Annotated in this window: 20 protein-coding genes; 11 read left to right on the top strand and 9 right to left on the bottom strand. The window is 66.9% G+C overall.

Features of this window, described 5'->3' with window-relative positions:
- Nucleotides 1–56: 56 nt before the first annotated feature.
- The 4 genes from B5D62_RS29710 to B5D62_RS29725 are packed head-to-tail and all read left to right on the top strand — an operon-like array spanning nucleotide 57 to nucleotide 4,746.
- On the top strand, nucleotides 57–1,217 hold the full coding sequence (locus B5D62_RS29710; protein WP_085937718.1) for a glycosyltransferase family 4 protein: 1,161 nt from the start codon (nucleotides 57–59) through the stop codon (nucleotides 1,215–1,217).
- Nucleotides 1,218–1,234: 17 nt separating this feature from the next.
- Nucleotides 1,235–2,326, top strand: coding sequence for a GDP-mannose 4,6-dehydratase (gene gmd, locus B5D62_RS29715; protein WP_085937719.1), 1,092 nt, complete (start codon nucleotides 1,235–1,237; stop codon nucleotides 2,324–2,326).
- Nucleotides 2,298–3,260: a GDP-L-fucose synthase family protein gene (locus B5D62_RS29720; protein WP_085937720.1), complete on the top strand. Its 963-nt coding sequence runs from the start codon at nucleotides 2,298–2,300 to the stop codon at nucleotides 3,258–3,260. The genes gmd and B5D62_RS29720 overlap by 29 nt, the downstream gene beginning before the upstream one ends.
- Nucleotides 3,229–4,746, top strand: a complete 1,518-nt coding sequence (locus tag B5D62_RS29725) for a lipopolysaccharide biosynthesis protein (RefSeq protein ID WP_085937721.1) — start codon at nucleotides 3,229–3,231, stop codon at nucleotides 4,744–4,746. Before B5D62_RS29720 ends, B5D62_RS29725 begins: the two co-directional genes overlap by 32 nt.
- 75 nt (nucleotides 4,747–4,821) lie before the next feature.
- Here B5D62_RS29725 and B5D62_RS29730 read toward each other — a convergent pair whose 3' ends face one another.
- From B5D62_RS29730 to B5D62_RS33145, 3 genes are all read right to left on the bottom strand, one after another.
- On the bottom strand, nucleotides 4,822–5,415 hold the full coding sequence (locus B5D62_RS29730; protein ID WP_139374166.1) for a hypothetical protein: 594 nt from the start codon (nucleotides 5,413–5,415) through the stop codon (nucleotides 4,822–4,824).
- 339 nt (nucleotides 5,416–5,754) lie between these two features.
- Complete coding sequence (locus B5D62_RS29735; RefSeq protein ID WP_085937723.1) at nucleotides 5,755–6,240, bottom strand: GNAT family N-acetyltransferase; 486 nt, start codon at nucleotides 6,238–6,240, stop codon at nucleotides 5,755–5,757.
- A gap of 97 nt (nucleotides 6,241–6,337) precedes the next feature.
- Complete coding sequence (locus B5D62_RS33145) at nucleotides 6,338–6,532, bottom strand: hypothetical protein (protein ID WP_139374167.1); 195 nt, start codon at nucleotides 6,530–6,532, stop codon at nucleotides 6,338–6,340.
- A gap of 78 nt (nucleotides 6,533–6,610) precedes the next feature.
- Between B5D62_RS33145 and B5D62_RS29740 the strand changes: the two genes are divergently transcribed.
- Nucleotides 6,611–6,946 (top strand): hypothetical protein, encoded by a 336-nt coding sequence (locus B5D62_RS29740; RefSeq protein ID WP_139374168.1) that lies wholly within the window; start codon nucleotides 6,611–6,613, stop codon nucleotides 6,944–6,946.
- Nucleotides 6,947–7,011: 65 nt separating this feature from the next.
- On the opposite strand, the gene B5D62_RS29745 is transcribed toward B5D62_RS29740, so the two are convergent.
- The gene (locus B5D62_RS29745) at nucleotides 7,012–8,304 is read right to left on the bottom strand and encodes an MFS transporter (RefSeq protein WP_085937725.1); all 1,293 of its coding nucleotides are present in this window, start codon (nucleotides 8,302–8,304) and stop codon (nucleotides 7,012–7,014) included.
- Nucleotides 8,305–9,149: 845 nt separating this feature from the next.
- Between B5D62_RS29745 and B5D62_RS29750 the strand changes: the two genes are divergently transcribed.
- Both B5D62_RS29750 and B5D62_RS29755 read left to right on the top strand, forming a co-directional pair.
- Nucleotides 9,150–10,580 carry an MFS transporter gene (locus B5D62_RS29750; protein WP_085937779.1) on the top strand — a complete coding sequence of 477 codons (1,431 nt, stop codon included), beginning with the start codon at nucleotides 9,150–9,152 and terminating at the stop codon, nucleotides 10,578–10,580.
- Nucleotides 10,581–10,636: 56 nt separating this feature from the next.
- Nucleotides 10,637–11,461 (top strand): metallophosphoesterase family protein, encoded by an 825-nt coding sequence (locus tag B5D62_RS29755; RefSeq protein WP_085937726.1) that lies wholly within the window; start codon nucleotides 10,637–10,639, stop codon nucleotides 11,459–11,461.
- Nucleotides 11,462–11,867: 406 nt separating this feature from the next.
- On the opposite strand, the gene B5D62_RS29760 is transcribed toward B5D62_RS29755, so the two are convergent.
- Complete coding sequence (locus B5D62_RS29760) at nucleotides 11,868–12,593, bottom strand: glutathione S-transferase family protein (protein ID WP_085937727.1); 726 nt, start codon at nucleotides 12,591–12,593, stop codon at nucleotides 11,868–11,870.
- A 106-nt stretch (nucleotides 12,594–12,699) separates the two neighbouring features.
- Here B5D62_RS29760 and B5D62_RS29765 point away from each other — a divergent pair, with 106 nt between their 5' ends.
- Nucleotides 12,700–13,578, top strand: a complete 879-nt coding sequence (locus B5D62_RS29765; protein ID WP_085937728.1) for a DMT family transporter — start codon at nucleotides 12,700–12,702, stop codon at nucleotides 13,576–13,578.
- Between the two features lie 142 nt (nucleotides 13,579–13,720).
- Here B5D62_RS29765 and B5D62_RS29770 read toward each other — a convergent pair whose 3' ends face one another.
- The gene (locus tag B5D62_RS29770; RefSeq protein WP_085937729.1) at nucleotides 13,721–15,337 is read right to left on the bottom strand and encodes an ABC transporter substrate-binding protein; all 1,617 of its coding nucleotides are present in this window, start codon (nucleotides 15,335–15,337) and stop codon (nucleotides 13,721–13,723) included.
- Nucleotides 15,338–15,793: 456 nt separating this feature from the next.
- Between B5D62_RS29770 and B5D62_RS29775 the strand changes: the two genes are divergently transcribed.
- The 3 genes from B5D62_RS29775 to B5D62_RS29785 all read left to right on the top strand — a co-directional run bounded on the left by B5D62_RS29775 (nucleotide 15,794) and on the right by B5D62_RS29785 (nucleotide 19,902).
- Complete coding sequence (locus tag B5D62_RS29775; protein WP_085937730.1) at nucleotides 15,794–17,074, top strand: amidase; 1,281 nt, start codon at nucleotides 15,794–15,796, stop codon at nucleotides 17,072–17,074.
- Nucleotides 17,071–18,333, top strand: a complete 1,263-nt coding sequence (locus tag B5D62_RS29780; protein ID WP_085937731.1) for an amidase — start codon at nucleotides 17,071–17,073, stop codon at nucleotides 18,331–18,333. Before B5D62_RS29775 ends, B5D62_RS29780 begins: the two co-directional genes overlap by 4 nt.
- A gap of 342 nt (nucleotides 18,334–18,675) precedes the next feature.
- Nucleotides 18,676–19,902 carry a hydantoinase/carbamoylase family amidase gene (locus B5D62_RS29785; protein WP_085937732.1) on the top strand — a complete coding sequence of 409 codons (1,227 nt, stop codon included), beginning with the start codon at nucleotides 18,676–18,678 and terminating at the stop codon, nucleotides 19,900–19,902.
- A 27-nt stretch (nucleotides 19,903–19,929) separates the two neighbouring features.
- Here B5D62_RS29785 and modA read toward each other — a convergent pair whose 3' ends face one another.
- From modA to B5D62_RS29800, 3 genes are all read right to left on the bottom strand, one after another.
- Nucleotides 19,930–20,745 carry a molybdate ABC transporter substrate-binding protein gene (modA, locus tag B5D62_RS29790; RefSeq protein ID WP_085937733.1) on the bottom strand — a complete coding sequence of 272 codons (816 nt, stop codon included), beginning with the start codon at nucleotides 20,743–20,745 and terminating at the stop codon, nucleotides 19,930–19,932.
- Between the two features lie 94 nt (nucleotides 20,746–20,839).
- Nucleotides 20,840–21,637, bottom strand: a complete 798-nt coding sequence (locus B5D62_RS29795) for a hypothetical protein (protein ID WP_085937734.1) — start codon at nucleotides 21,635–21,637, stop codon at nucleotides 20,840–20,842.
- A gap of 331 nt (nucleotides 21,638–21,968) precedes the next feature.
- Entirely contained in the window at nucleotides 21,969–22,334 is a 366-nt protein-coding gene (locus B5D62_RS29800; RefSeq protein WP_085937735.1) for a DUF3175 domain-containing protein, read from the bottom strand.
- Nucleotides 22,335–22,352 lie beyond the last annotated feature (18 nt).

The raw sequence follows: 22,352 nt of genomic DNA on the forward strand, positions 1-22,352 counted from the left end.
GACCGTCACAGGTTGATCACTGGCCGAAACATCGGCCGCGATGTCTTCTCCGCCGCATGGACACGACGCTGTCTCCCGACGCCGTGACGACCCTCCGCACGCCACGCTTCGAGCACATTGCCATCACCTCGGTGTTCGGCGATCCGCGCGAGCTGCGCACCTGGTCGGGAGCGCCGGCGAACGTCGCCAACGCGCTGGAGCGGCGTGGTGTCGTGGTCAAGGGAATCCGTCCGCGGGTGAGCAAGCTTGCCAAGGTCGGCATTGCCCTTGCCGACATGCTGGACGGCCACGGCCGTCCGCTCACCAGCGAGCAGGTGCTGCGCAGCCTGAGTATGCGGCACCGGCTCGCCGCGCAGGTGAGCGAGGCGGCACAGCGGCTCGGCGTGCGCGACGTGCTCCACACCGGAACGTTCGATCTGCTGCCGTCCGTCGATACGACGCGGGGAATACGCCATTACCTCTATTGCGATCACACCTGGGCGCTGGCGTCGCTGCACCACGTCCATGCCGATCGCTTCACGGCGCGGGCACGGCGCGCCTACGATCGGGCGGAACGCGCCTCGTTCGACGGCCTGGCGCACGTCTTCACCTTCGGACGCTATGTCCGCGACAACCTGATCGCGCATTACGGCGTGTCGCCGTCCAAGGTGACGGCCGTCGGATCGGGCATGGGGGCGATCGAGCCCTGGCACGGCGCCAAGGATTATGCCCGGCCGAAGCTGCTGTTCGTCGCCAAGCACCTGTTCAAGGCCAAGGGCGGCGAGCTGCTGGTGGAGGCCTTCCGCGCTGCTCGCTCGCGACGGCCCGACCTCACGCTCACGATCGTCGGCGACCCGCGCAGCCGTGCGCTGGTCGCGGACACGGCCGGCATCGCGTTTCGCGATCACCTGCCGTGGGCCGAGCTGCAGCAGCTCTATCGCGACTCGACGCTGCTGGTACAGCCGATGCTCAACGACCCGTGGGGCCAGGTCTATCTCGAAGCCATGATTTCGCGCACGCCCGTGATGGGGCTGGCGCGCAACGGCCTGCCTGAACTCGTCGATGGCGGGCGGCATGGCTTCCTGGTCGATCGCGCGACGCCCGAGGCGCTCGCCGACGCCATCGTCTGCGCTCTCTCCGACCCGGCTCGCCTCGAGCGGATGGCCACGGTCGCCCAGCACCACGTGGTCGACACTTATTCGTGGGACCGCGTCGCCGAGAAGATCCTTTTCTCCTGAACAGGAAGGTTGCGTACATGACACAACAGACGGACAAGGTCGCTCTGATCACCGGGATCACCGGACAGGACGGCGCTTACCTGGCCGATTTCCTGTTGGGGCAGGGCTACATCGTGCACGGCATCAAGCGCCGGTCCTCGCTGCTCAATACCGAACGCATCGATTATCTCTATCGCGACCGGCATGACGCGGGCGTGCGCCTGTTCCTGCACTACGGCGACATGACCGATTCGACCAACCTGATCCGCCTGCTGAACGAGATCCGGCCCACCGAGGTCTACAATCTGGCGGCGCAGAGCCACGTGCAGGTGAGTTTCGAGACGCCGGAATACACCGCGAATACCGATGCGCTCGGCACGCTGCGCATGCTCGAGGCGATCCGCATCCTGCGTATGCAGGACCGCGTCCGCTTCTACCAGGCCTCGACGTCCGAGCTGTTCGGCAAGGTTCAGGAAACGCCCCAGCGTGAACTCACGCCCTTCTACCCGCGAAGCCCCTATGCGGTGGCGAAGCTCTACGCCTACTGGATCACGGTCAATTACCGCGAAGCCTACGGCATGCATGCCTCCAACGGCATCCTGTTCAACCACGAATCGCCGATCCGTGGCGAGACCTTCGTCACGCGCAAGATCACGCGCGCGGTCGCGGCCATCGAGCGCGGCGTGCAGGAGCGCCTCTATCTCGGCAATCTCGACGCCAAGCGCGACTGGGGTCATGCGCGCGACTACGTCGAGGGCATGTGGCGCATCCTGCAGCAGGAGGAGCCGGAGGATTATGTGCTGGCGACGGGCGAGACACACACCGTGCGCGAGTTCGTGGAGATTGCGTTCCGGCACATCGATCGCGATATCGAGTGGCGCGGCGAGGGCGCCGAGGAAGTCGGCTGCTGCAAGCGCAGCGGCAAGGTGCTGGTGGCGCTCGACGAAGCCTACAAGCGGCCGACCGAAGTCGACCTGTTGCTGGGCGATCCCGCCAAGGCGATCACCAAGCTCGGCTGGCGGCACCGCACCAGCTTCGAACAGCTGGTGGCCGAGATGGTCGAGTCCGATCGCAAGATCCTGAAGACAACCGGAGCTCGCTATGAACCCGTCCTACACGCTGCGCAATAAGAGAGTCTGGGTCGCCGGACATCGCGGCCTGGTCGGTAGCGCCATCGTGCGCCGCCTACAGAGCGAGGACTGCGAGATCGTGACGGCGCCGCGCGATTCGGTGGATCTGCGCCGTCCCGACCAGCTCGAGAAGTGGATGCGGGACGTGCGGCCGCAGGCGGTCTTCCTGGCCGCCGCGCGGGTCGGCGGCATCCACGCCAACAACACGCGCCCGGCCGAGTTCATCTACGACAATCTCGCCATCCAGACGACGGTGGTCGAGGCCTGCCGCCGCTCCAATGTCGAGAAGCTGCTGCTGATGGGCTCTTCCTGCATCTACCCGCGGCTCGCGCCGCAGCCGATCCCGGAATCGGCGCTGCTCACCGGGCCGCTCGAACCCACCAACGAGTGGTACGCCGTCGCCAAGATCGCCGGCATCAAGCTGGGCCAGGCCTATCGCCGCCAGTATGGCTGTGACTTCATCTCGGTGATGCCCACCAACCTGTACGGGGCAGGCGACAATTTCGATCGCCTGCAGAGCCACGTCGTGCCGGCGCTGATCCTGAAGGCGCACGAGGCCAAGATGGCGCGGGCGCCGCAGATGGAAGTCTGGGGCACCGGCGCGGTGCGGCGCGAGTTCCTCTATGTCGACGATGCCGCCGACGGCATGGTCTTCCTGATGAAGAACTACTCGGACGAAGGCATCGTCAATATCGGCACCGGCCGCGACGTGCCGATCATCGATCTGGTCGGCATGGTGTGCAAGGTCGTGGGATACGAGGGCACGCTGCGCTTCGACACCTCGCGGCCGGACGGCACGCCGCGCAAGGTCGTGGATGTCAGCCGCATCAACGCGCTTGGCTGGAATGCCAAGATCTCGCTGCCGGACGGGCTGGCGATGACCTATCGCTGGTTCCTGGAAAATGTGGCCCCGGAAAAACGCCGCGTCGCCTGACCGGGAACTTGGCGTCGATCACCTGATGGAGGATGTCGGCCGCCGCTCGCGTCGCGGCGGTGCCATCCTTCTGTCGGCGCAGGGAGTCCGCGTCCTCGGCCAGATGGGCACGCTGGTGGTGCTGGCGCGCCTGCTGCCGCCGACGGCGTTCGGCCTGCTGGCAATGGTGGCGGCGATCGGCGCCATCCTCGACCTGGTCAAGGAATTCGGCCTGTCCGCGGCGACCATCCAGAAGCAGGACATCACCCAGGCCCAGGTCTCGGCGCTGTTCTGGATCAATGCCGGCGTCGGCCTCGTGCTGGGGCTGGGGCTGTTCCTGTCGGCGCCTCTGCTGGCGCGGTTCTACGAACAGCCCGAGCTGGCCGATGTGGCGCGCTGCATGTCGCTGGGCTTCGTGGCCAGCGGGCTCACGGTGCAGCACTGGGCGTTGCTGCGGCGGCAGATGCGTTTCTCCACCATCGCCGGTCTCGAGACGGTTGGCGACCTGGTGAGCTTCGCCGCCGGCATCGGGCTCGCCGTCGCCGGGGCCGGCTATTGGGCGCTGGTCGTGCAGCGACTGTGCGCGCCGCTGCTGCTGCTGGCCGGAAGCTGGCTGTTCTGCCGCTGGCGGCCGGCCGCGCCGCGGCCGACGGAGGGCGTGCGCGGCCTGCTGAGCTATGGCGCCTCGGTCACCGGCAGCCAGCTCGCGGTCGCCTTCGCGCGCAGCATCGATCAGATCCTGATCGGCTGGCTGTGGGGACCGGCGGTGCTCGGCCTGTACGAGCGCACCACGCGGCTCCTGATGATGCCGGTCAACACCATCAACGCGCCGATCTACGCCGCCGCCATGCCGGGCCTCAGCCGCCTGCTCGAGCAACCGGCGCGTTACCGCACCTTCTTCGCCCAGGTGATCCAGAAGCTCGGCCTGCTCACCATGCCGCCCTTCGCCCTTGCCGCCGTGACGGCCGACTGGGTGGTCGAGATCCTGTTCGGACCCTCCTGGGCCCAGGCGGTGCCGCTGGTGGCGCTGTTCAGCCTCTACGCCGTGTTCCTGCCGGTGCTGCAGGCCAGCGGTCTGCTCTATCTCACCCAGGCACGCACCACGGAGATGCTGCGCGCCAACCTGATCGACGCCGCCATCACCGTCGCCGCCATCCTCGCCGGCCTCTATTGGGGCGTGACAGGCGTTGCCCTGGCGCTCACCGGCATCGGCCTGGTCGTTCGCCTGCCGCTGGCCTTCTGGCTGTCCACGCGGCATGGACCCGTGGGAATCGGGGTGCTGTGGCGCGCCGTCGCGCCGCCGGCCTCGGCCGCGATCGCCGTGGTGCTGAGCGTCAGCCTGCTGCGCCGCGTCGAGCCCGATCCGACCCTGACCGCGCTCGCCTCGACCGCCGCCGTGGCCCTCACGGCGACGCTGCTCGCCCTGCTGGCCTGGCCCGAGACCCGCCGCGAGATCCAGACCCTGCTCTCCACCGGCAAGATCCCGCGCCCCTCGGCCTCGGGCTGACGCCGTCGACACCGCACCAGGGCGCGGGGCGCGTTCGATCCGGAAGAGGGCAGGGCGCTCTTCCTCTGCCGACAGCTAGCTGCCGATGACGCCGTCCTTCTTCATGGCGGTCAGGACCTCGGTGGCGAAGGTCTCGAACAGGTCGGGAATATTCGCCGTGATGTTCGACTGACCGATCGTCGTGGTGACGTGCCAGATGCTCTTGCCGCTCGCATCCAGCAGATCGCCGCGCAGGTCGAAGCTCGATACGCATCCATAGAGGGAGCAGGTCGTCTTCTGGTCACCCAGGACGACCCGGAACTCGGTCGGGGCGCTGTCCGAAACCGTCAGGCCATACTTGGAGGCATCCTGCGGCAGCTTGTCCTTGAAGTCCTGGGTGAAGGTCTTCACGAACAGGGCGTGGTCCTCGGTCGCCCTGGTTTCAACCTTGCGCTTGATCGATGCACTCGCCGCCAGCGAGATGAGGTCGGTCGCCGATGCCACCCGTTCGATCTTGCTATCGGGCGCCTCGGCGAACACGGCATGCACGGCCGTGACGCGCTCGGCCGGCGCCGCGGTCGGCCGGCCACTGTCGAATGACTTCACCGAACATCCCGAAATCGCCACGGCGACCATCGACATCGCCAGAATTGCACGCGCTGAAACCGCGCTTCCGTTACTCGCTGACACGTCCGTTCTCCCCTCTCGACTATCCGGCCGTTCGCACGGCACGGCTCCTCATGCCGACCAGCCTGTGCCGCAAGACGGCGCGGGCTGGTATCGGCCCGTTCAATCCTCAGGTTGTCACGTCAGGTCGGTTGCCCACGGGGAACGCAGCGACTCAAGCGGCGGCCGGCGAACGACGGCACCGCCGATGGCATAGCCTTGCCCAATTGACGAACCGCGTTGCCCCCATCAGATCTCGCGCCGACTATAGCCGGTAGCGGGAGCCTGTTAATCTGCAACTTCCGCAACTCTCGGCGACATCTTCACGCGGCGGAAGCCGAGGCGGGGCAGGGACGGCCCGGCCTAGAACGTCTTCACCATGTGGACCCTTGTATGGGCGTCGAGCCCGTGCTCGGGCAGGCCGCGGCTCACGATCGCGAAGCCGTGGCGCTCGTAGAGGCGAATGTTGGCCACGGCCATCTCGGCGGTTTCGAGCGACAGGCCATCAAGGCCGCGCGCTCGCGCCAACTCGTCGATCCGCTGCAGCAGCCAGCTCCCGACGCCGGTGCCTTGTCGCGACGGATCGACAGCGAGCTGGTGGATGTAGAGGTCCTTCTCCCGCGGTCTCGTCCGGGCGACACCGACGATGCGTTCACCTTCGACGGCAACGAAGACGTCGCCGCGCCCAATCTCCGCCTCGCCGCGCGCCCACTCTTCGGCATAGGCGGCAGAGTCCTCTGCCGGCCAGTCGCGCCCCAGAGCGTGGATATAAGGCGTGAAGGCCGTGAGGACGACGCGCCAGACCTCATCGATCTCCGCAAGCGTCGCCGTTCTGAAGGTCAGCGTCATGATGGCATTCTACCAGATGATGGGCTTTCCGGCTGGGTCCGGCGCGCGTGGCGTTCGATGCTGAGCCAAGGGGCTTACGCCCTATCCAAATTCAACTCTACCTTCGGCTTCCCTTCCAAAAGATGAAGGCGTTGAAGGTGTTGATGTCTCGCTTGGCTCCTGTGCGCTCACAGTAGGCAAGCGCAAGATCGCGCATACGCTTGGGTGGCGCATCTAGATCAGGCGGTGAAGCGTCTGCGCTCTCCAAGAATGTAGGTGTATTTGCGATGATTTTCTCTCTTTCATCGGTCATGGTATCTTCTTTCTATTGAGCGAAAGCAGGCGCACCAATCCTCCGAGGGCCAAGATACTCAAGAAGGAGGCAGGTAAATTGGACTGGCGACCGCCGCCAAAAATGCCCGGCAGCTACTGGAAGATACGGCGTGTGGGGCAGGTGATATCAGCCATCTTCATCCTGTCGATTTTCGCGACCGCGTATTTCCAGAACACCTACATCCACTATCCGACCCGGCCCGAGCCGGCTGATGGAAAGATCGTAGGTGTCTTGATCAAAGGATCGGTCCACTACATCACTCATCAGGAGTGGCTCTACACCCGGTGGGCTTTCGATACGTCGATAGTATCAGGCGTGCTGATTGCCCTCATATTGGCCGTGATCTACCTCCGGTACGGAAAAGACGGCTTTAGACGCGATCTGATGAAGTAACTCCTCCAACAGACGTCGATGAAGAGCAGAGAAGTTACGACTGACAAACCTGCCGCGTCGCTCCCTCAGCGACCCTTCTTCCCTTCGCGCGGCAGCAGGGCGGTGAGGAAGCCGAGGCAGAGCAGGAACGGCGTCACCTGATAGACCGTGTCGATGCTGGTCATGTCGGCGAGCTTGCCCAGTGCGGCGGCGCCGAGGCCGCCGAGGCCGAAGGAGAAGCCGAAGAACATGCCGGCCACCAGTCCGACGCGGCCCGGCATCAGCTCCTGGGCATAGACCAGGATCGCCGCGAAGGCCGACGACATGATCATCGCCACAGTGACGGCGAGCACGCCGGTCCAGAACAGGTTGGCATGCGGCAGCATCAGCGCGAAGGGCAGCGCGCCCAGGATCGAGAACCAGATCACCGGGATGCGGCCGATGCGGTCACCGACCCAGCCGCCCAGCAGCAGGCCGGCGACGATGCCGAGCATGAAGGCGAACAGGTAGAACTGCGCCGTCTGCACCGAGAGATGGAATTTGTCGATCAGGTAGAAGGTGTAATAGGAGCCGAGGCTGGCCTGATAGACGTTCTTGGAGAACAGCAGCACGACCAGGATCGTGACGGCGAAGATCACGCGGCCGCGCGACAGGTTGTGCGTGGCTCCCTGTGCACCGGCGTGCGTGCCCGCCTGCGCGGCGGCGCCGGTTGCCTTGCGATGCGGCGTTGGCTGCACGGACCGTCGCGCGCGGTACCAGTGGCCGATCTGGAACAGGATGGTCATGGCGATCAGGGCGGCGGCCGAGAACCAGCCGATGCTGCCCTGGCCGCGCGGCACGACGATGAAGGCGGCCAGCAGCGGTCCCGACGCCTGGCCGAGATTGCCGCCGACCTGGAACAGCGACTGGGCGAGGCCATAGCGGCCGCCCGCCGCCATGCGCGCCACCCGCGAGGCCTCGGGATGGAACACCGACGAGCCCATGCCGATCAGCGCCGCCGAGAACAGGATGACGGGATAGGAATGGGCCTGGGACATCGACAGCAGCCCGACCAGGGTGAAGCCCATGCCGACCATGAGGGAATAGGGCTGCGGCTTGCGGTCGGTGTAGAGCCCGACCACCGGCTGCAGCATCGAGGCCGTGAACTGGAAGGCGAGCGTGATGAAGCCGACCTGGCTGAAGGACAGGGCGTAGTTGTCCTTGAGGATCGGATACAGCGCCGGCACCAGCGACTGCATCATGTCGTTCAGCAGGTGGCAGAAGCTCAGCGTCAGGATGACGGCGAAGGTCGTGCTGTTGGCCGATGCGGATGCCGAAGCGGAGAGGGAGGGGCGGGCGGCAGTCGGAGCGGTTTCAGCCGCCATCGTATTGTCGGTCATGCGGGCATCTTAAAAGGCAACGGGAGCCTCGACCATCGCAGCGATGCAGACCAGCCCTGCACGACATCGGCGGTTGCAGTGCAGCAGAGCCCGCGCGTCGCCCCCTCACTCGGCTTTGGGTAGGCCGATTCGCAAATGTCTCTCCGTCGTCCTGAGCGAAGCCGAGCGCAGCGAAGCGCAGCCGAAGGACCTTTTTTCCGGCGTCAACGCTGAACGCAGCACCGCCAAGACAGGCCCCTCGACTACGCCGCCCTTCGGGCGCCTCCGCTCGGGGTGACGATGGAACTTCACATCACCTCATGTCCCCCTCACCCCGCCTCTCCCCCTCGCGGGGGGAGAGGAGTCCGAAAAGATGCTGTCGCCTCTCATGTCCCTCTTCCCCTTGGGGGAGAGGTGAGGTGAGGGGGCGGCGGTGACTCATCGGAGCGCGCAACTCCAGTTGCGCTCATGATCTGATGCGCCCTTTCAGCGCGGAGGTATCCGCGCGCAGTGGTGCGCTCCCCTGAGCGTAGGCGACCATAATAGGGAGTGGGCGGCGGCGGGCTTAGGATGAGCGCGCCATGACGTCCGTCTTCTTTCCATCCCGTGCCCCTCGCGAGGCTCGCGAGCCTCGCGAGGAATGGCCTCCGATGCCGCAGGAGCAGCCTTTTACGCCGATCCTCGCGAGCCGGTTTTTTTTGAGTGAAGACCATTCCTGCCGGACCGCTCTTCCGGGACCGCGAGCTTCCGGCTCGCTCGAACGGTGTCGAGGGCGGCCGGGGAAGAGCGGGCTGGAAGCCCGCGGTCCAGCAAGAGGGCGGGACATGGAACGGTGGCGGCGCGGCTGCGTTGTGCTGCAGCATCCGATGGCCGCGCAAAGCACTCCTACCGATGTTCCGGCGCGGCTCGATCGCCTGCCCTGGAGCCCGTTCCATCGCCTGGTCGTGGCGGCGCTGGGCATCACCTGGATTCTCGACGGGCTCGAAGTCACCCTCGCGGGCTCGGTCGCGGCGGCCTTGCAGACCAGCCCGCGCCTGCATCTCACCGCCGAGCAGGTCGGCCTCACCGGCAGCGCCTATCTCGCCGGTGCGATCGTCGGCTCGCTGTTCTTCGGCCATCTCACCGACCGGCTCGGGCGCAAGAAGCTGTTCAACGTCACGCTCGGCGTCTATCTGCTGGCGACGGCGGCCACCGCCTTCTCGTGGAACTTCGAAAGCTTCCTGGTTTTCCGCTTCCTCACCGGCGCGGGCATCGGCGGCGAGTATTCGGCCATCAACTCGGCGATCCAGGAACTGATCCCGGCGCGGCTGCGCGGCCGCACCGATCTCGCCATCAATGGCAGCTTCTGGATGGGCGCGGCGCTGGGCGCCTTGCTGTCGGTGCCGCTGCTCGATCCGGCGCTGTTCGCGCCCGATCTCGGCTGGCGTCTCGCCTTCGGCAGTGGTGCGGTGCTGGGGCTGTTCATCCTCTATCTGCGCCGCTTCCTGCCCGAGAGCCCGCGCTGGCTCATGCTCCACGGCCGCGCGGCGGAAGCCCGCAAGATCGTGGGCGAGATCGAGGAACGCGTCGTCGCCGGCACCGGCCAGCCCCTGCCGCCGGCGAAGGAGGGGCTGAGCATCGGCGCTCCGCACAAGGTGACGATGGGCTCCGTCGCGGCCACGCTGGTGCGGCGCTATCCCGGCCGCACGACGCTCGGCATCGTGCTGATGGCCTCGCAGGCCTTCATCTACAACGCGATCTTCTTCACCTACGCGCTGGTGCTCACCAAGTTCTACGGGCTGCCGGCGGATCGCGTCGGCCTGCACATCCTACCGTTCGCGCTCGGCAACTTCCTGGGACCAGTCCTGCTCGGCCACTGGTTCGACACGTTCGGCCGCAAGCCGATGATCTGCATCACCTACAGTCTCGCCGGCCTGCTGCTGGGCGCGACCGCCTGGCTGTTCGATGCCGGGTTGCTCGACGCCACGCTGCAGACGGCGCTGTGGAGCATCGTCTTCTTCTTCGCCTCGGCGGCGGCGAGCGCTGCCTACCTCACCGTGGGCGAGAGTTTCCCGCTCGAGGTGCGGGCGCTCACCATCGCGCTGTTCTATGCCTTCGGGACCTTGATCGGCGGCGTCGGCGGGCCGTGGCTGTTCGGCGTGCTGATCCAGGGCGAGGGGCGGGCGGGCATCGTCACCGGCTACGCGCTGGGAGCGGCGCTGATGATCGCGGCGGCGCTGGTCGAGCTCAAGCTCGGCGTGAAGGCGGAAGGCAAGTCGCTCGAGGAAGTGGCGCCGCCGCTTTCGTCCGCGCCATAGTTCCGCCCCGTCCAGTTCGCGATGCTGCAACAGAATGCGATTAGGCTCAGCGTATCATGTTCAGGATCGCGCAGATTTCCGATACGCATCTCAGCGACGAGAAGCCGTTCTTCGTCGACAATTTCGCCCGCGTCGGCGAGGCCCTGCGCCAGGACCGTCCCGACCTGGTGCTGAATTCCGGCGACATCACGCTCGACGGTGCGTCCAATGAAGCCGACATGGCGGCGGCGCGCCTGCTGCATGACGGTCTCGATCTGCCGATGCGCTTCCTGCCCGGCAATCACGATCTCGGTGACAGCCAGGATGCGCCGGATCACGGCGAGGGGCCGATCGATGCGCTGCGCCGGCGTCGCTATGTCAGCTATTTCGGTCCCGACTGGTGGTGGTTCGACGTGCCGGGCTGGCGGGTGCTGGGGCTGAACGCGCAGCTTCTGGGCAGCGACCTGCCGGAGGCCGAGGAGCAGGAAGAAACCATCGTCGACGTCGCCGCCTCCGTCGGGTCACGCAGGCTGGCGCTGTTCCTGCACAAGCCGCTGTTCGACCGCACGGTCGACGAGAGCGAGATCACCGGCCGGTTCGTCAATCCGGTGCCGCGTCGCCTGCTGATGGCGAGCCTGGTGGGTGTGACGCCGGCGCTGATCTCCTGCGGCCATGTCCATCAGTACCGCGCCAGCGAGACCTTCGCGACGCGCCATGTCTGGGCCACCTCGACCGCCTTCGTCATCCCCGACCACCGCCAACCACGCTACGGGCTGAAGGAGGTTGGCTATGTCGAGCATCGCCTGTATCCCGACGGCCGGCACGAAAGCGCCCTGGTGCGCGTGCCCGGCCTGCCGACGCTCGACATCGCGCACTTCCCGCAGGTCTACGGCCCGGTGTGAGCCACTCCCACTGCGACCTTCTCACCTCACCTCACCCCCAAGGGGGAGAGGAACATGAAGGCGAAGATGTACTGCCATCCTCTGTCCCCTTCTTCCTCCTCTCCCCCGCAAGGGGGAGAGGGTGGGTGAGGGGGCTCACGCCCGTCGCGTCCCCCTCACCTCGCCTCTCCCCCGCAGACGGGGGAGAGGAACATGAGGAGGAGGGTGCTCTTTTCGACTCTCCTAAACTCGTCTCTCCGCCACGAAAGGCTGTGTCATCCCGAGGCGAAGCCGAGGGATCTCTGTCCGGCACCGGCGAGAGATCCCTCACTCGAGCGCGCGGGATACCGCGCGCGATTCGGGATGACACCGTTGGCGAGGCGAGGCCATCGCGCGATGGGGGGTGACGCCGTTGGTGGCGCGGCGGTTACGCCGGCACGGGGATGGCGCGCTGGTTGTACATCATCTTGCGGATGCGGGCCTGCTCCTCGGGCGGCAGCTTGGTGACGTCGACGGAGAGATCGCTGCCGACCGCCATGCCCTTCTGCACTGCCGGCCGCGCGCCCAGCTCCTCGAACCAGCGCTTGAAGTAGGGGAACTCCTCGATGTCCTGACCCTGGAACTTCCAGTTCACGGTCCACGGATAGCAGATCATGTCGGCGATCGTGTACTGGTCGCCGGCGAGATAGCGGTGCTTGTGGAGCCGGTTGTTGAGCACGCCGTAGAGGCGGTTCACCTCGTCGGTGAAGCGCGTGATGGCATAGGTCTGGTCGCCATGCTGCTTCTGGTCGACGCGGCGGAAGTGGCCGCACTCGCCGCTCTTGGGCCCCTGGTTGGCCATCTGCCAGATCAGCCACTCGTTGACCTCGTAGCGGCTGCGGACGTCCTGCGGATAGAACTTCCCGGCCTTCTCGGCGATGTACATCATGATCGCGCCCGACTCGAAGATGACGATCGGCTTGCCGCCGTCCTTCGGTTCGGTGTCCACCATCACCGGCATGCGGTGATTGGGGTTCATCTCCAGGAACTCCTTCTTGAACTGGTCGCCCTGCTGGATGTTCACCGGCACGATGCGATAGGGCATGCCGCATTCCTCGAGCAGGATGGTGACCTTCTTGCCGTTTGGCGTCGGCCAGTAATGCAGGTCGATCATGTGAGTCCTCCGTTCGGTTGGCCGGACCTTAGCGCAGTGTCCGCCTGACGGCACCGCACAGCTGCGTGTGTTGCAGTGCGATGACCCCTGTTGCACTGTGGGTTCGATGAACAGTCCTGCCGCGCCGACCGGCCAGCGCATCCTGGCCGGTATCCTCTTCATGTGCGCGGCGGGGATGCTGTTTCCGGTCATGAGCGGCTTCGCCAAGTTCCTGGGCGCCGACTACAACAGCCTGCAGATCTCGTGGGCGCGCGCCTTCGGCCATATCGTCTTCATGCTGATGTTCTTCGTGCCGCGCTTCGGCGTGCGAATGCTGCGCACGCGCCGACCCGGCACCCAGCTCGCGCGCTCGGCGCTGCTGTTCGCCTCGAATGCCAGCAGCTTCCTGGCGTTGGTCTTCATCCCGCTCGCCAAGTCGGCCTCGATCACCAACATGGCGCCGCTGCTGGTGCTGCCATTGGCCTGGGCGATGCTGGGCGAGCGCACCAGCGTCCGGGGACTCACCGCGGTGATCGTGGGGTTCGTCGGCGTGCTGATCGTGATCCAGCCCGGCAGCGAGCTGTTCCACTGGGCCTCGGTCCTGCCGCTGCTGAGCGCGGCCTGCTACGCGCTCTACCAGGTGCTGACGCGGCGCATCGCCGGCATCGAGTCCCCGGAGACCTCGGCCATTTACAGCTCGGTCGTCGGCGGCTTCGGCATGTTCCTGGTGCTGCCCTTCGTGTGGAAGACGCCGCACACGGTGCGCGACATCTTCTTCTTCTGCAGCCTCGGCGTGCTGGGCGGCATGGGCCATTACTTCGTCGCCCGGGCGCTCGCCTATGCGCCCGCCAACATCGTGGCGCCGTTTCAGTACATGCAGCTGATCGGCTCGGTGATCGTCGGTTATCTCTTCTTCGGCGACTTCCCCAACCTGTGGGGCTGGATCGGCGCCGCCATCATCGTCGCCGCCGGCCTCTATACCGGCTGGCTGCAGACGCGGAAGTGACGACCGGCTGCGAGCGGACATGGTGCGTAGCGCCCCCTCACCCCGCCTCTCCCCCTCGCGGGGGAGAGGAGTCCGAGAGAGTGTCTCGCCCCTCATGTTCCTCTCCCCCTTGGGGGAGAGGCGAGGTGAGGGGGCCGCGCCGTTAGCCCGCCGTCACCGGCGAGAAGTCGACGTACCAGCTCTTGGGGTGGACGTAGCCCTTCACCTTGCTCGAGATGGCGTTGGGCCATACGTCGTGGACGAACCACACGAACACCGCGTCGTCGACCATCTTGGTGTTGATCTTCGCCAGCACCTTGTCGAGCGCGGCCGGGTCGGCCGTCTCGCGCGCCTCCTTGGCCAGCGCGTCGAAGCCGGGATCGTTGATGTAGCCCCAGTTCGAGCCCTTGGGCGGGATCTGCGCGCTATCGACGAAGCGCATGAAGGCATTGTGCGGATCCATCGTGTTCCAGCTCACATTGATGGCCGTGAACGGTGCGCCCTCCGCCGACTTGGCGCCCTTGCGCATCAGGTTCAGCAGCGCGTTCCAGTCCAGTACCTGGAAGTCGAGATCGATGCCGACCTCGGCGAACTGCTGCTGGATGAACTCGTTCATGATCAGCGGGTACATCTGGCCGGAGCCCGAGGTCGAGATCGCGACCTTCATCTTCAGCCGCTTGTCCTTGAGATTGTAGCCAGCCTCGGCCAGCAGCTTCTTGGCCTGCTCGGGATCGTACTTGATCTTGAAGCTGGGGTTGCCGAACCACGGATGATCGGGCGGCACGCAGCCGACGGCCGGCACGGCGAGCCCGTTCAGCAGCTTCACCAGCGCATCGCGATCGACGGCGAGGTTCATCGCCTTACGCACGCGGATATCCGCGGTCGGCGCCCCCGGCAGCATGCTGAGCGTGTAGGGCCACATGTGCGGGATGGCGTTGGTCTCGATCTTGACACCGCCGGCGCGCAGCTTGTCGAGCGAGTCGGGGGCGGGGGCCTCGATCCAGTCGACCTGGCCCGACAGCAGCGCCGCCGTGCGCGTCGACACGTCGGGCACCGGCAGCAGCACCAGCCGCTCGCTCTTGGGGATGCGGTCCTTGTTCCAGTAGTCGGTGTTGCGTTCGAGCTCGGCGCGCTCGCGCGGCGTCCACGCCTTCATCTTCCACGGTCCGGTGCCGGAGGGCGACTTGCGGTAGGCCAGCCAGTCGCGGCCGACCTTCTCGAAGTTGGCCGGGCTTGCCAGGGTGAAGCGGTTGAGCAGCGCCGGCAGCAGCGTGTACTCGCCGTCGGTCTGCAGCTCGACCTTGTACTCGTCGAGCTTGCGATAACCCGTGATCGGCCAGACCGCCGCGATCAGGATGCCGCGACCCATGCGGTCGAAGGCGGGCGACTTCTCGTCGAACACGCGGTCGAGGTTGAAGACCACGGCATCGGCGTTGAAGGTCGAGCCGTCGTGGAACTTCACGCCCTGGCGTAGCTCGAAGATCCACTTGCTGGGATCGGCGGGATCCTGCTTCCAGCTGGTGGCGAGGCCGGGCACCAGCTTGGCCGGCTCGGTCGCCGACGAGAGGTCCCACATCACCAGCGGGTCGTAGAGCGTGTAGCCCATGAAGCGGATGCCCTCGGTGCCCTGGTCGGGCGCGCCGTCGGTGACCGGAATGTCGGCCAGCGTCATGGCGATGCGCAGCGTCGAGGGCTGTTGCGCCGCGGCCGGACGCAGGAACGCCGAACCGGCGAAGGGAAGGGCGGTGCTGCCGAGCAGGGCAGCGCGACGCGTTATCATCGGGAAACCTCCATCGTTCCGCGCGACGAAGCACGAAGCGAGCCATCGTCGACGCATCGGCGGCCATCCCCCTCACCCCGCCTCTCCCCCAAGGGGGAGAGGAGCCCGAGAGAGTATCGCGGCGTCATGCCGACAAAGGCGGAAAGTAGATGTGTCATCCCGAGGCGTAGCCGAGGGATCTCCAAGACAGCACAGAGATCCCTCACTTGAGCGCGCGGGATACCGCGCGCGATTCGGGATGACACCGCTGGTTGGGCGAGGACATCGTGCGCGATGCGGGACGACATCGTTGGCGGGGCGAGGTCGATGGCAGCGTCGTCGTCCCGGCACGGGCGATCGTGTTGTTGCGCCACAAGGCAAGGTGAAGAGCCTCATTGCTGCCATGCGATCGCTGCGCGAACGAAGAAGTGGCCCGTCGAAAGACAGGCACAATTCTTGCTGATTTGATCGCCTGTCATGTCCGCACCCAATACGCTTACTGCCACGGAAATCGCGCGGCAGATCGATGCCGGAACGCTCTCGGCCGAGGCCGTCCTCCGCGCCCATCTCGACCGTATCGACCAGCGGGACGCCGATGTCCTCGCCTGGTCGCACCTGGCCCGCGACGCGGCCCTGGAGAAGGCGAAGGCGCTCGATCGCGGGCCGCGCAAGGGCCTGCTGCACGGCGTGCCGATGGGCGTGAAGGACATCATCGATTCCTACGATCAGCCCACCGGCTACGGCTCGCCGATCTACAAGACGCACCAGCCTCTGGCCGATGCCGCGACCGTGGCGCTGGCCCGCGATGCCGGGGCGATCCTGCTCGGCAAGACGGTGACGACGGAATTCGCCAACCGCTTTCCCGGCCCGACCCGCAACCCGCACAATCCGGCCCATACGCCAGGTGGATCGTCCTCGGGCTCCGCTGCTGCCGTGGCCGACTATCAGGTGACGTTGGCCACTGGCACGCAAACGGGCGGATCGGTGATTCGTCCTGCCGCTTTCTGCGGCATCGTCGGCTACAAGCCGACCTACGGTCACTTCCCGACCGCCGGCATGAAAGCCAACACCGAGTGGCTCGACACGATCGGCGCCTATGCTCGCAGTCTCGATGATATCGCGCTGTTCCGCGCCGCGCTGATGGCGATCCCCTATCGGCCGATCGAAGCGCCACTCTCGCCGCCGCGCATCGCCGTCTGCTACACGCATCACAAGGCCGAGCTGTCGCCAGAAGGACGGGCCGCGGTCGAGAGCGCGGCGGCGGCGCTCGCCAAGGCCGGCGCCAAGGTCACCGAGATCGATCTGCCGGCGCCGGTCAGCGACATGACCGCAGGGCAGAAGACGCTGTCGGCCTTCGATGGCCCGCGCGCCCATGCCGACGAGGCGCGGCGCTTCCAAGATCTGCTGAGCAAGAGCCTGCGCGAGGACAAGCTCGCAGCCGGCGCCAAGATCGACCATACCGCCTGGACCGCGGCGCGGCGACTGGGCGAGCACGGCCGCGCGGCCGTCGATGCGCTGTTCGACGATATCGACGTGATCCTGACCGCGCCGGCACCCGGCGAGGCGCCGGTGGGGCTGGGCTTCACCGGCCACGCCACCTTCAACCTGCTGTGGACCTATCTCTGGATGCCGTGCGTCACGCTTCCCTTCACGCGCGGGCCCAATGGCCTGCCCGTCGGTATCCAGCTCGTCGGCCGCCAGCACGAGGATGCGCGCCTGCTCGACCTTGCCGCCTGGGTGCAGGGAGCGCTGCGATGAAAGCCCTGACCGCGACCGAAGCTGTCGCCGCCATCGAGGCCGGCACGCTCACCGCCGAAGCCCATGTGCGCCAGTGCCTCGACCGCATCGCCGAGCGCGAGCCGGTGGTGAAGGCGTGGGCCCATCTCGATCCCGAGCTGGCGCTCGCCCAGGCGAAGGCCGCCGATGCGGCGAGCGCCGGCGTGCTGCGCGGCATCCCGCTCGGCGTGAAGGACATCATCGACACCCACGACATGCCGACCGGCCACAACTCGCCGATCTTCGCCGGTACGCAGAGCTTCGGCGATGCCGCCTGCATCGCGCTCAGCCGCGACGCCAATGCCGTGATCATGGGCAAGACGGTGACGACGGAATTCGCCAACCGCCATCCAGGCCCGACCACCAATCCGCACAACGCGGCGCACACGCCGGGCGGCTCGTCGTCGGGATCGGCGGCGGCGGTGGCCGACGGTCATGTGCCACTCGCCTTCGGCACCCAGACCGGCGGCTCGGTGATCCGGCCGGCCGCCTATTGCGGCGTCGTCGGCTACAAGCCCTCGTTCGGCGAGTTCAGCCGCGTCGGCATCAAGATGCAGTGCCATTCGCTCGACACGCTGGGGCTGATGGCGCGCACGCTCGACGACATCGCGCTGCTGCGCGCCGTCGTGCTGGCGCTGCCGCCGGTGCCGGTCCGTCGCGATGGCGCGACGCCGCGCATCGGCTTCTGCCGCACGCCGATCTGGGACGATGCCGAGGCCGACACCAGGGAACTGCTGGAGCGTACGGCGTCGTCGCTGGCGGCGACGGGTGCCACGGTGGTGGATGTGTCCTTCGCGCCGCCGTTCCACGGCATCCTCGAGGACCATGCGGCGATCATGGGCTTCGAGAGCACGCGCAACTATGCCGACGAGCGGCTGCGCAATCCGGACAAGGTGAGCGCCGAGCTGATGGACGGGCTGACGCGCGGCCTCGATGTGCCGCTGGAGCGCTACGTCGCGGCACAGCGCAAGGCGGCGGCGTTCAAGGCGCATGTCGACTCGCTGTTCGACGAGCTCGACGTGCTGCTCTGCCCCAGCGCACCGGGCGAGGCGCCGAAGGGAATCGAGTTCACCGGCGATCCGCGCTTCAACTCGATCTGGACCCTGGCCGGCACGCCCTGCGTGACCTTGCCGGCCGGCACCGGCGACATGGGGCTGCCGCTCGGCGTGCAGCTCGTCGGCTGCCGCTACGAAGACGACAAGCTCCTCTCCACCGCCGCCTGGGTGGCGGCCAGGTTGTGAGCGGGAAAGACCTCGTCGTGGCTGGCTGCTCTGTGAGCGAGAACACCCTCATCCTGAGGAGCGCCGAAGGCGCGTCTCGAAGGATGGGAGCGGGCACGGTCCCTGTTGCCACCCTTCGAGACGGCGCTCCGCGCCTCCTCAGGGTGAGGAGGGGGTGAAGTGCCTGCCGTCGATGATGAGCGACTCATTGGCCGAGCGGCCGTGCTGCGTTGATCGCGGCTGCAAGGACAACCTCATCCTGAGGAGCCGCGCAGCGGCGTCTCGAAGGATGGGAGCGGGTGTGGTCGTTGTTGACATGTATCGAGACGGCGCGGTGCGTCTCTCATAGTGAGGAGGATGTAGATGCCCCAGATCAACGGTGAACGGCTCCTGGGCGACTTGCGGCGCATCGCCGACTTCGGCCGCTACCAGACTGGCGTGCATCGCCCGCACCTGTCGCCGCAGGATGTCGAGAGCCGGCGGTGGCTGGCCGAGCGCATGAAGGAGGCCGGGCTCGATCCGGTGATCGACGGCATCGGCAACGTGATCGGCCGCAGCACCCGGAGCGGTCCGCGCCTGCTGCTGGGCTCGCACTCGGACACGCAGCCACGCGGCGGTTGGCTCGATGGCGTGATGGGCGTGATCTACGGCCTCGAGGTGGCGCGCGCGCTGGCCGAGGATCCGGCGACGGCGCATCTCGCCGTCGATGTCGCCTCGTGGGCGGACGAGGAAGGCCACTGGGGCCAGATGATGGGCAGCAAGTCCTATATCGGCCGGCTCACCGAGGAGGATATCGACAAGGCTCGCCACCGCGACGAGGGCACGAAGATGCGCGATGCGCTGGCGGCGGCCGGCCTCGACAAGACGCCGCGCCTGCAGATGGAGGAGGGTCAGTATCGCGGCTATCTCGAGGCCCATATCGAGCAGGGCGGCCTGCTGGAGGCAGGCGGCAAGCGCATCGGCATCGTCACCGCGATCGTCGGCATCTTCCAGTACCGCCTGACCTTCTCCGGCATCCAGAACCATGCCGGCACCACGCCGATGCCGATCCGCAAGGATGCCGGCGTGGCGATGATGCGACTCTACAACGACGTGATGGACCGCTTCCCCGCCGTCGCCGGACCGCGCAGCGTGTGGACGGTCGGCAAGATGATGCTCGAGCCGAACGCGCCGGCGATCGTTCCCGGCAAGGCCGAGATGGTGCTGCAGTTCCGCGATGCCGATGTCGCCATCCTGGAGAAGTTCGAGGCGACGCTGCAGGAGATCGTGGCCGAGCATGCCGCGCGCGGGCCGTGCACCGTCGAATGCGTGACCCTCTCGCGCACCATGCCGCTGGTGATGGACGAGCGCTTCCTCGACGCCATCGAGGAGGCCGCCGCCGTCCATGCGCCCGACGTGCATGTGCGCATGCCGTCGGGTGCCGGCCACGACGCGCAGATCATCGGCCTCAAGCTGCCGGCGGCGATGATGTTCGTGCCGTCGATCGGCGGCATCTCGCATCACTTCACCGAGAACACCGCCGACGAGGATATCGTGCTGGGCTGCCAGGTCTTCGCCGACGCCGCTGCGAAGATCCTCACGGGCAACTGAAGCAGCGGAGCAAAGCGCCGACTGCGCTCACGTGTAGCCGTAGCGATCGAACAACGTGCGGGCTTCGGGTGAGCGCAGGTAAGCGAGCAGCCGCTCGGCCGCTTCGGCGTGCGGCGCGGCCATGGTGAGGGCGATGGGATAGACGATCGGCGGGTGGCTCGAAGCGGGGAATGTGCCCGCGATGCGCATGCCGGTCACATCCTTGACGTCGGTGGCGAAGACCAGGGCGGCAGGGGCCTCGCCTTGCGCCACCATGACGACCGCCGCCTGCGGATCCGACGCGATCGCGATCTTGCCGGCGATGCCGTCCCACAGGCCGAGCGCTTCCAGGCTCGCCTTGCCGTAGCGGCCTGCCGGATGGTCGGCGGGGTTGCACATGCAGAGCGGCCCGGCGCCGACGAGCGTCGCCAGCGGGAAATCACGATCGATGACGGGTGGCGGGTTCGCCGAGGGCGAACCGCGCTCCGCCACGATGAGAACGTTGCCGAGCAGGTCGGCGCGCGTGTGGCGCCGGATCAGGCGCCGCTCCGCCAGATAGTCCATCCACACCGGATCGGCAGACAGGAAGATATCCGCCGGCGCGCCATTCTCGATCTGCTTGGCCAGCGCTGGCGTCGGGCCGTAGGCGACCGTGACCTCCGCACCCTCCTTGGCGCGATAGGCTGCCACGATGGCGTCGAGCGCGGGCTTCAGCGTCGCTGCCGCGAAGACCAGCACACCGCGCGCATCCGTTGGCACCGCGGCCGGCGCCATGGTGTGATGCTGCGCCAGCGCCCGTCGCGCCAGGGGCATCGTCCCGAACAAGCCGACGGTGAGAGCGTTGAGGATAGTGCGCCGATCCATCTGTTCGAGTCTCCGATCCGTGACGCTGTATTTACATGAATATAGCGAATGGGATCGGCGGAGGCATCGTCGCCGGTGTCTCTATACCGGTTCGCTAGTGCCGATACCGGCGGGTCTGCGTGAGGAGCAGCAGGGCGGACCAGAGCAGGGAGATCGCCAGGGCGAGGAGGAGCGCCGCCGTCACGCCCAGGGGAGCGATCGCGAGGTGGAGGGCCAGCAGCATGGCGCCGAAGCCCACCATCGGGAGCATCGCGTTGGCGGCGATCAGGCCGGACACCGCGCCGCCCATCCGCAGATGCACGATCACGATCAGGCTGATGAAGCTCACGGGGAAGAGCGCGGCCATTCCTGTCGTGGCGGGGCCGAGGATCGAACTGATGCCGACGATCAGCGAGACGAAGGCGGCGACGGCGGCGGCGCGGAGCGGCAGTTCGTACCATCGCCGCCGTGCGCGGGAAGAAGGCGCGGGTGTCACGGCGCGGCGCCTGCGGCCGAGCAGGATCCCGAAACCGTAGACGGCGAGGTTAGGCAGGACCGCCGCCGCCGGCGTCCAGGCGATCTGTTGCAGGGCGACGGCCGAGGCCGCCCAGGCGAGGATCGCCGCGCCGAGACTGCGCCACAGCGGCAGGCGCGGCGCCAGGGTGGCGTAGACGATCAGGAACATGCCGGTCGCCGCGTTGGCCGTGACGCTGGCGAGCGCGCTCGCGGCGACGAAGTCGGCGTCGTGCTGCATTGCCAGGAAGACGTAGGCAGGTCCCGCGGAGATCGGAAGGCTGGCAACCAGCGCCCCCCAGAACGGGCCGAGCGACTCGGCGACGGCCGATGCCGATACCACGATCAGCGCTGTCGCCAGTGCCCTGACGAGGGGCGGCAGCCAGGCGGCAATGTCCATCGCGCGCGCGTCCTTGCCTGCCCCCGAGAGTCATCCGACTTCCCTTCGACAGGACTCGTCAGCCGGATGCGCGGCCAGCGTGTCAGCGCACGCACCGCCAGGTCGGCACAAAGCCTGTGTCCGGAGCCCTGTCAAGACGACCGCATCGCCACCCGATCAAGACGGCCCTGTGAAGAAGCGCCATGGCGTACGCCGGGACTTTCCCGTCGTCCTGAGCGAAGCCGAGCGGAGCGAGGCGTAGTCGAAGGACCTTTTTCCGGCGCCAACATTGAACCGAGCATAGCCAAGAGGGGACCCTCGGCTCCGCTCGGGTGACGAGAGAATGATTGCCCTACCCGCGAGGGGAAGATCGGGGCTTCTCGCCGTTCCGGAACAACCGCCGCAGCTCTTCCTTGGCCTTCTCCAGCGTGCGCAGGCGGCTGTCGCCGAGGTTCTTGCCGGCGCGGTTGATATAGAAGGTCAACATCGACATGGCCGAGCGCAGCGGCGCCGACTTGCGGCGGTGACTCCGGTCGGCGGAGCGCTTGAGCGAGACGGCAATGTCGCGGGCGTTGCGCTTCTTGAACACGCCGTTCTCGAGATCGAGCGCATCGCTTTCGCGCGTCACCTTGCCGGACCACTCCTTCAGCTTGGCCCGGGTGCGCGCTCCTTGCGGCTTCTGGTGCGGCCTAGGGGATCGGTTCTTCGCGACTGCCATGAGCGCCTAACGCTGCGG

It is taken from the genome of Enhydrobacter aerosaccus (assembly GCF_900167455.1).
Taxonomy (GTDB): Bacteria; Pseudomonadota; Alphaproteobacteria; order Reyranellales; family Reyranellaceae; genus Reyranella; species Reyranella aerosaccus.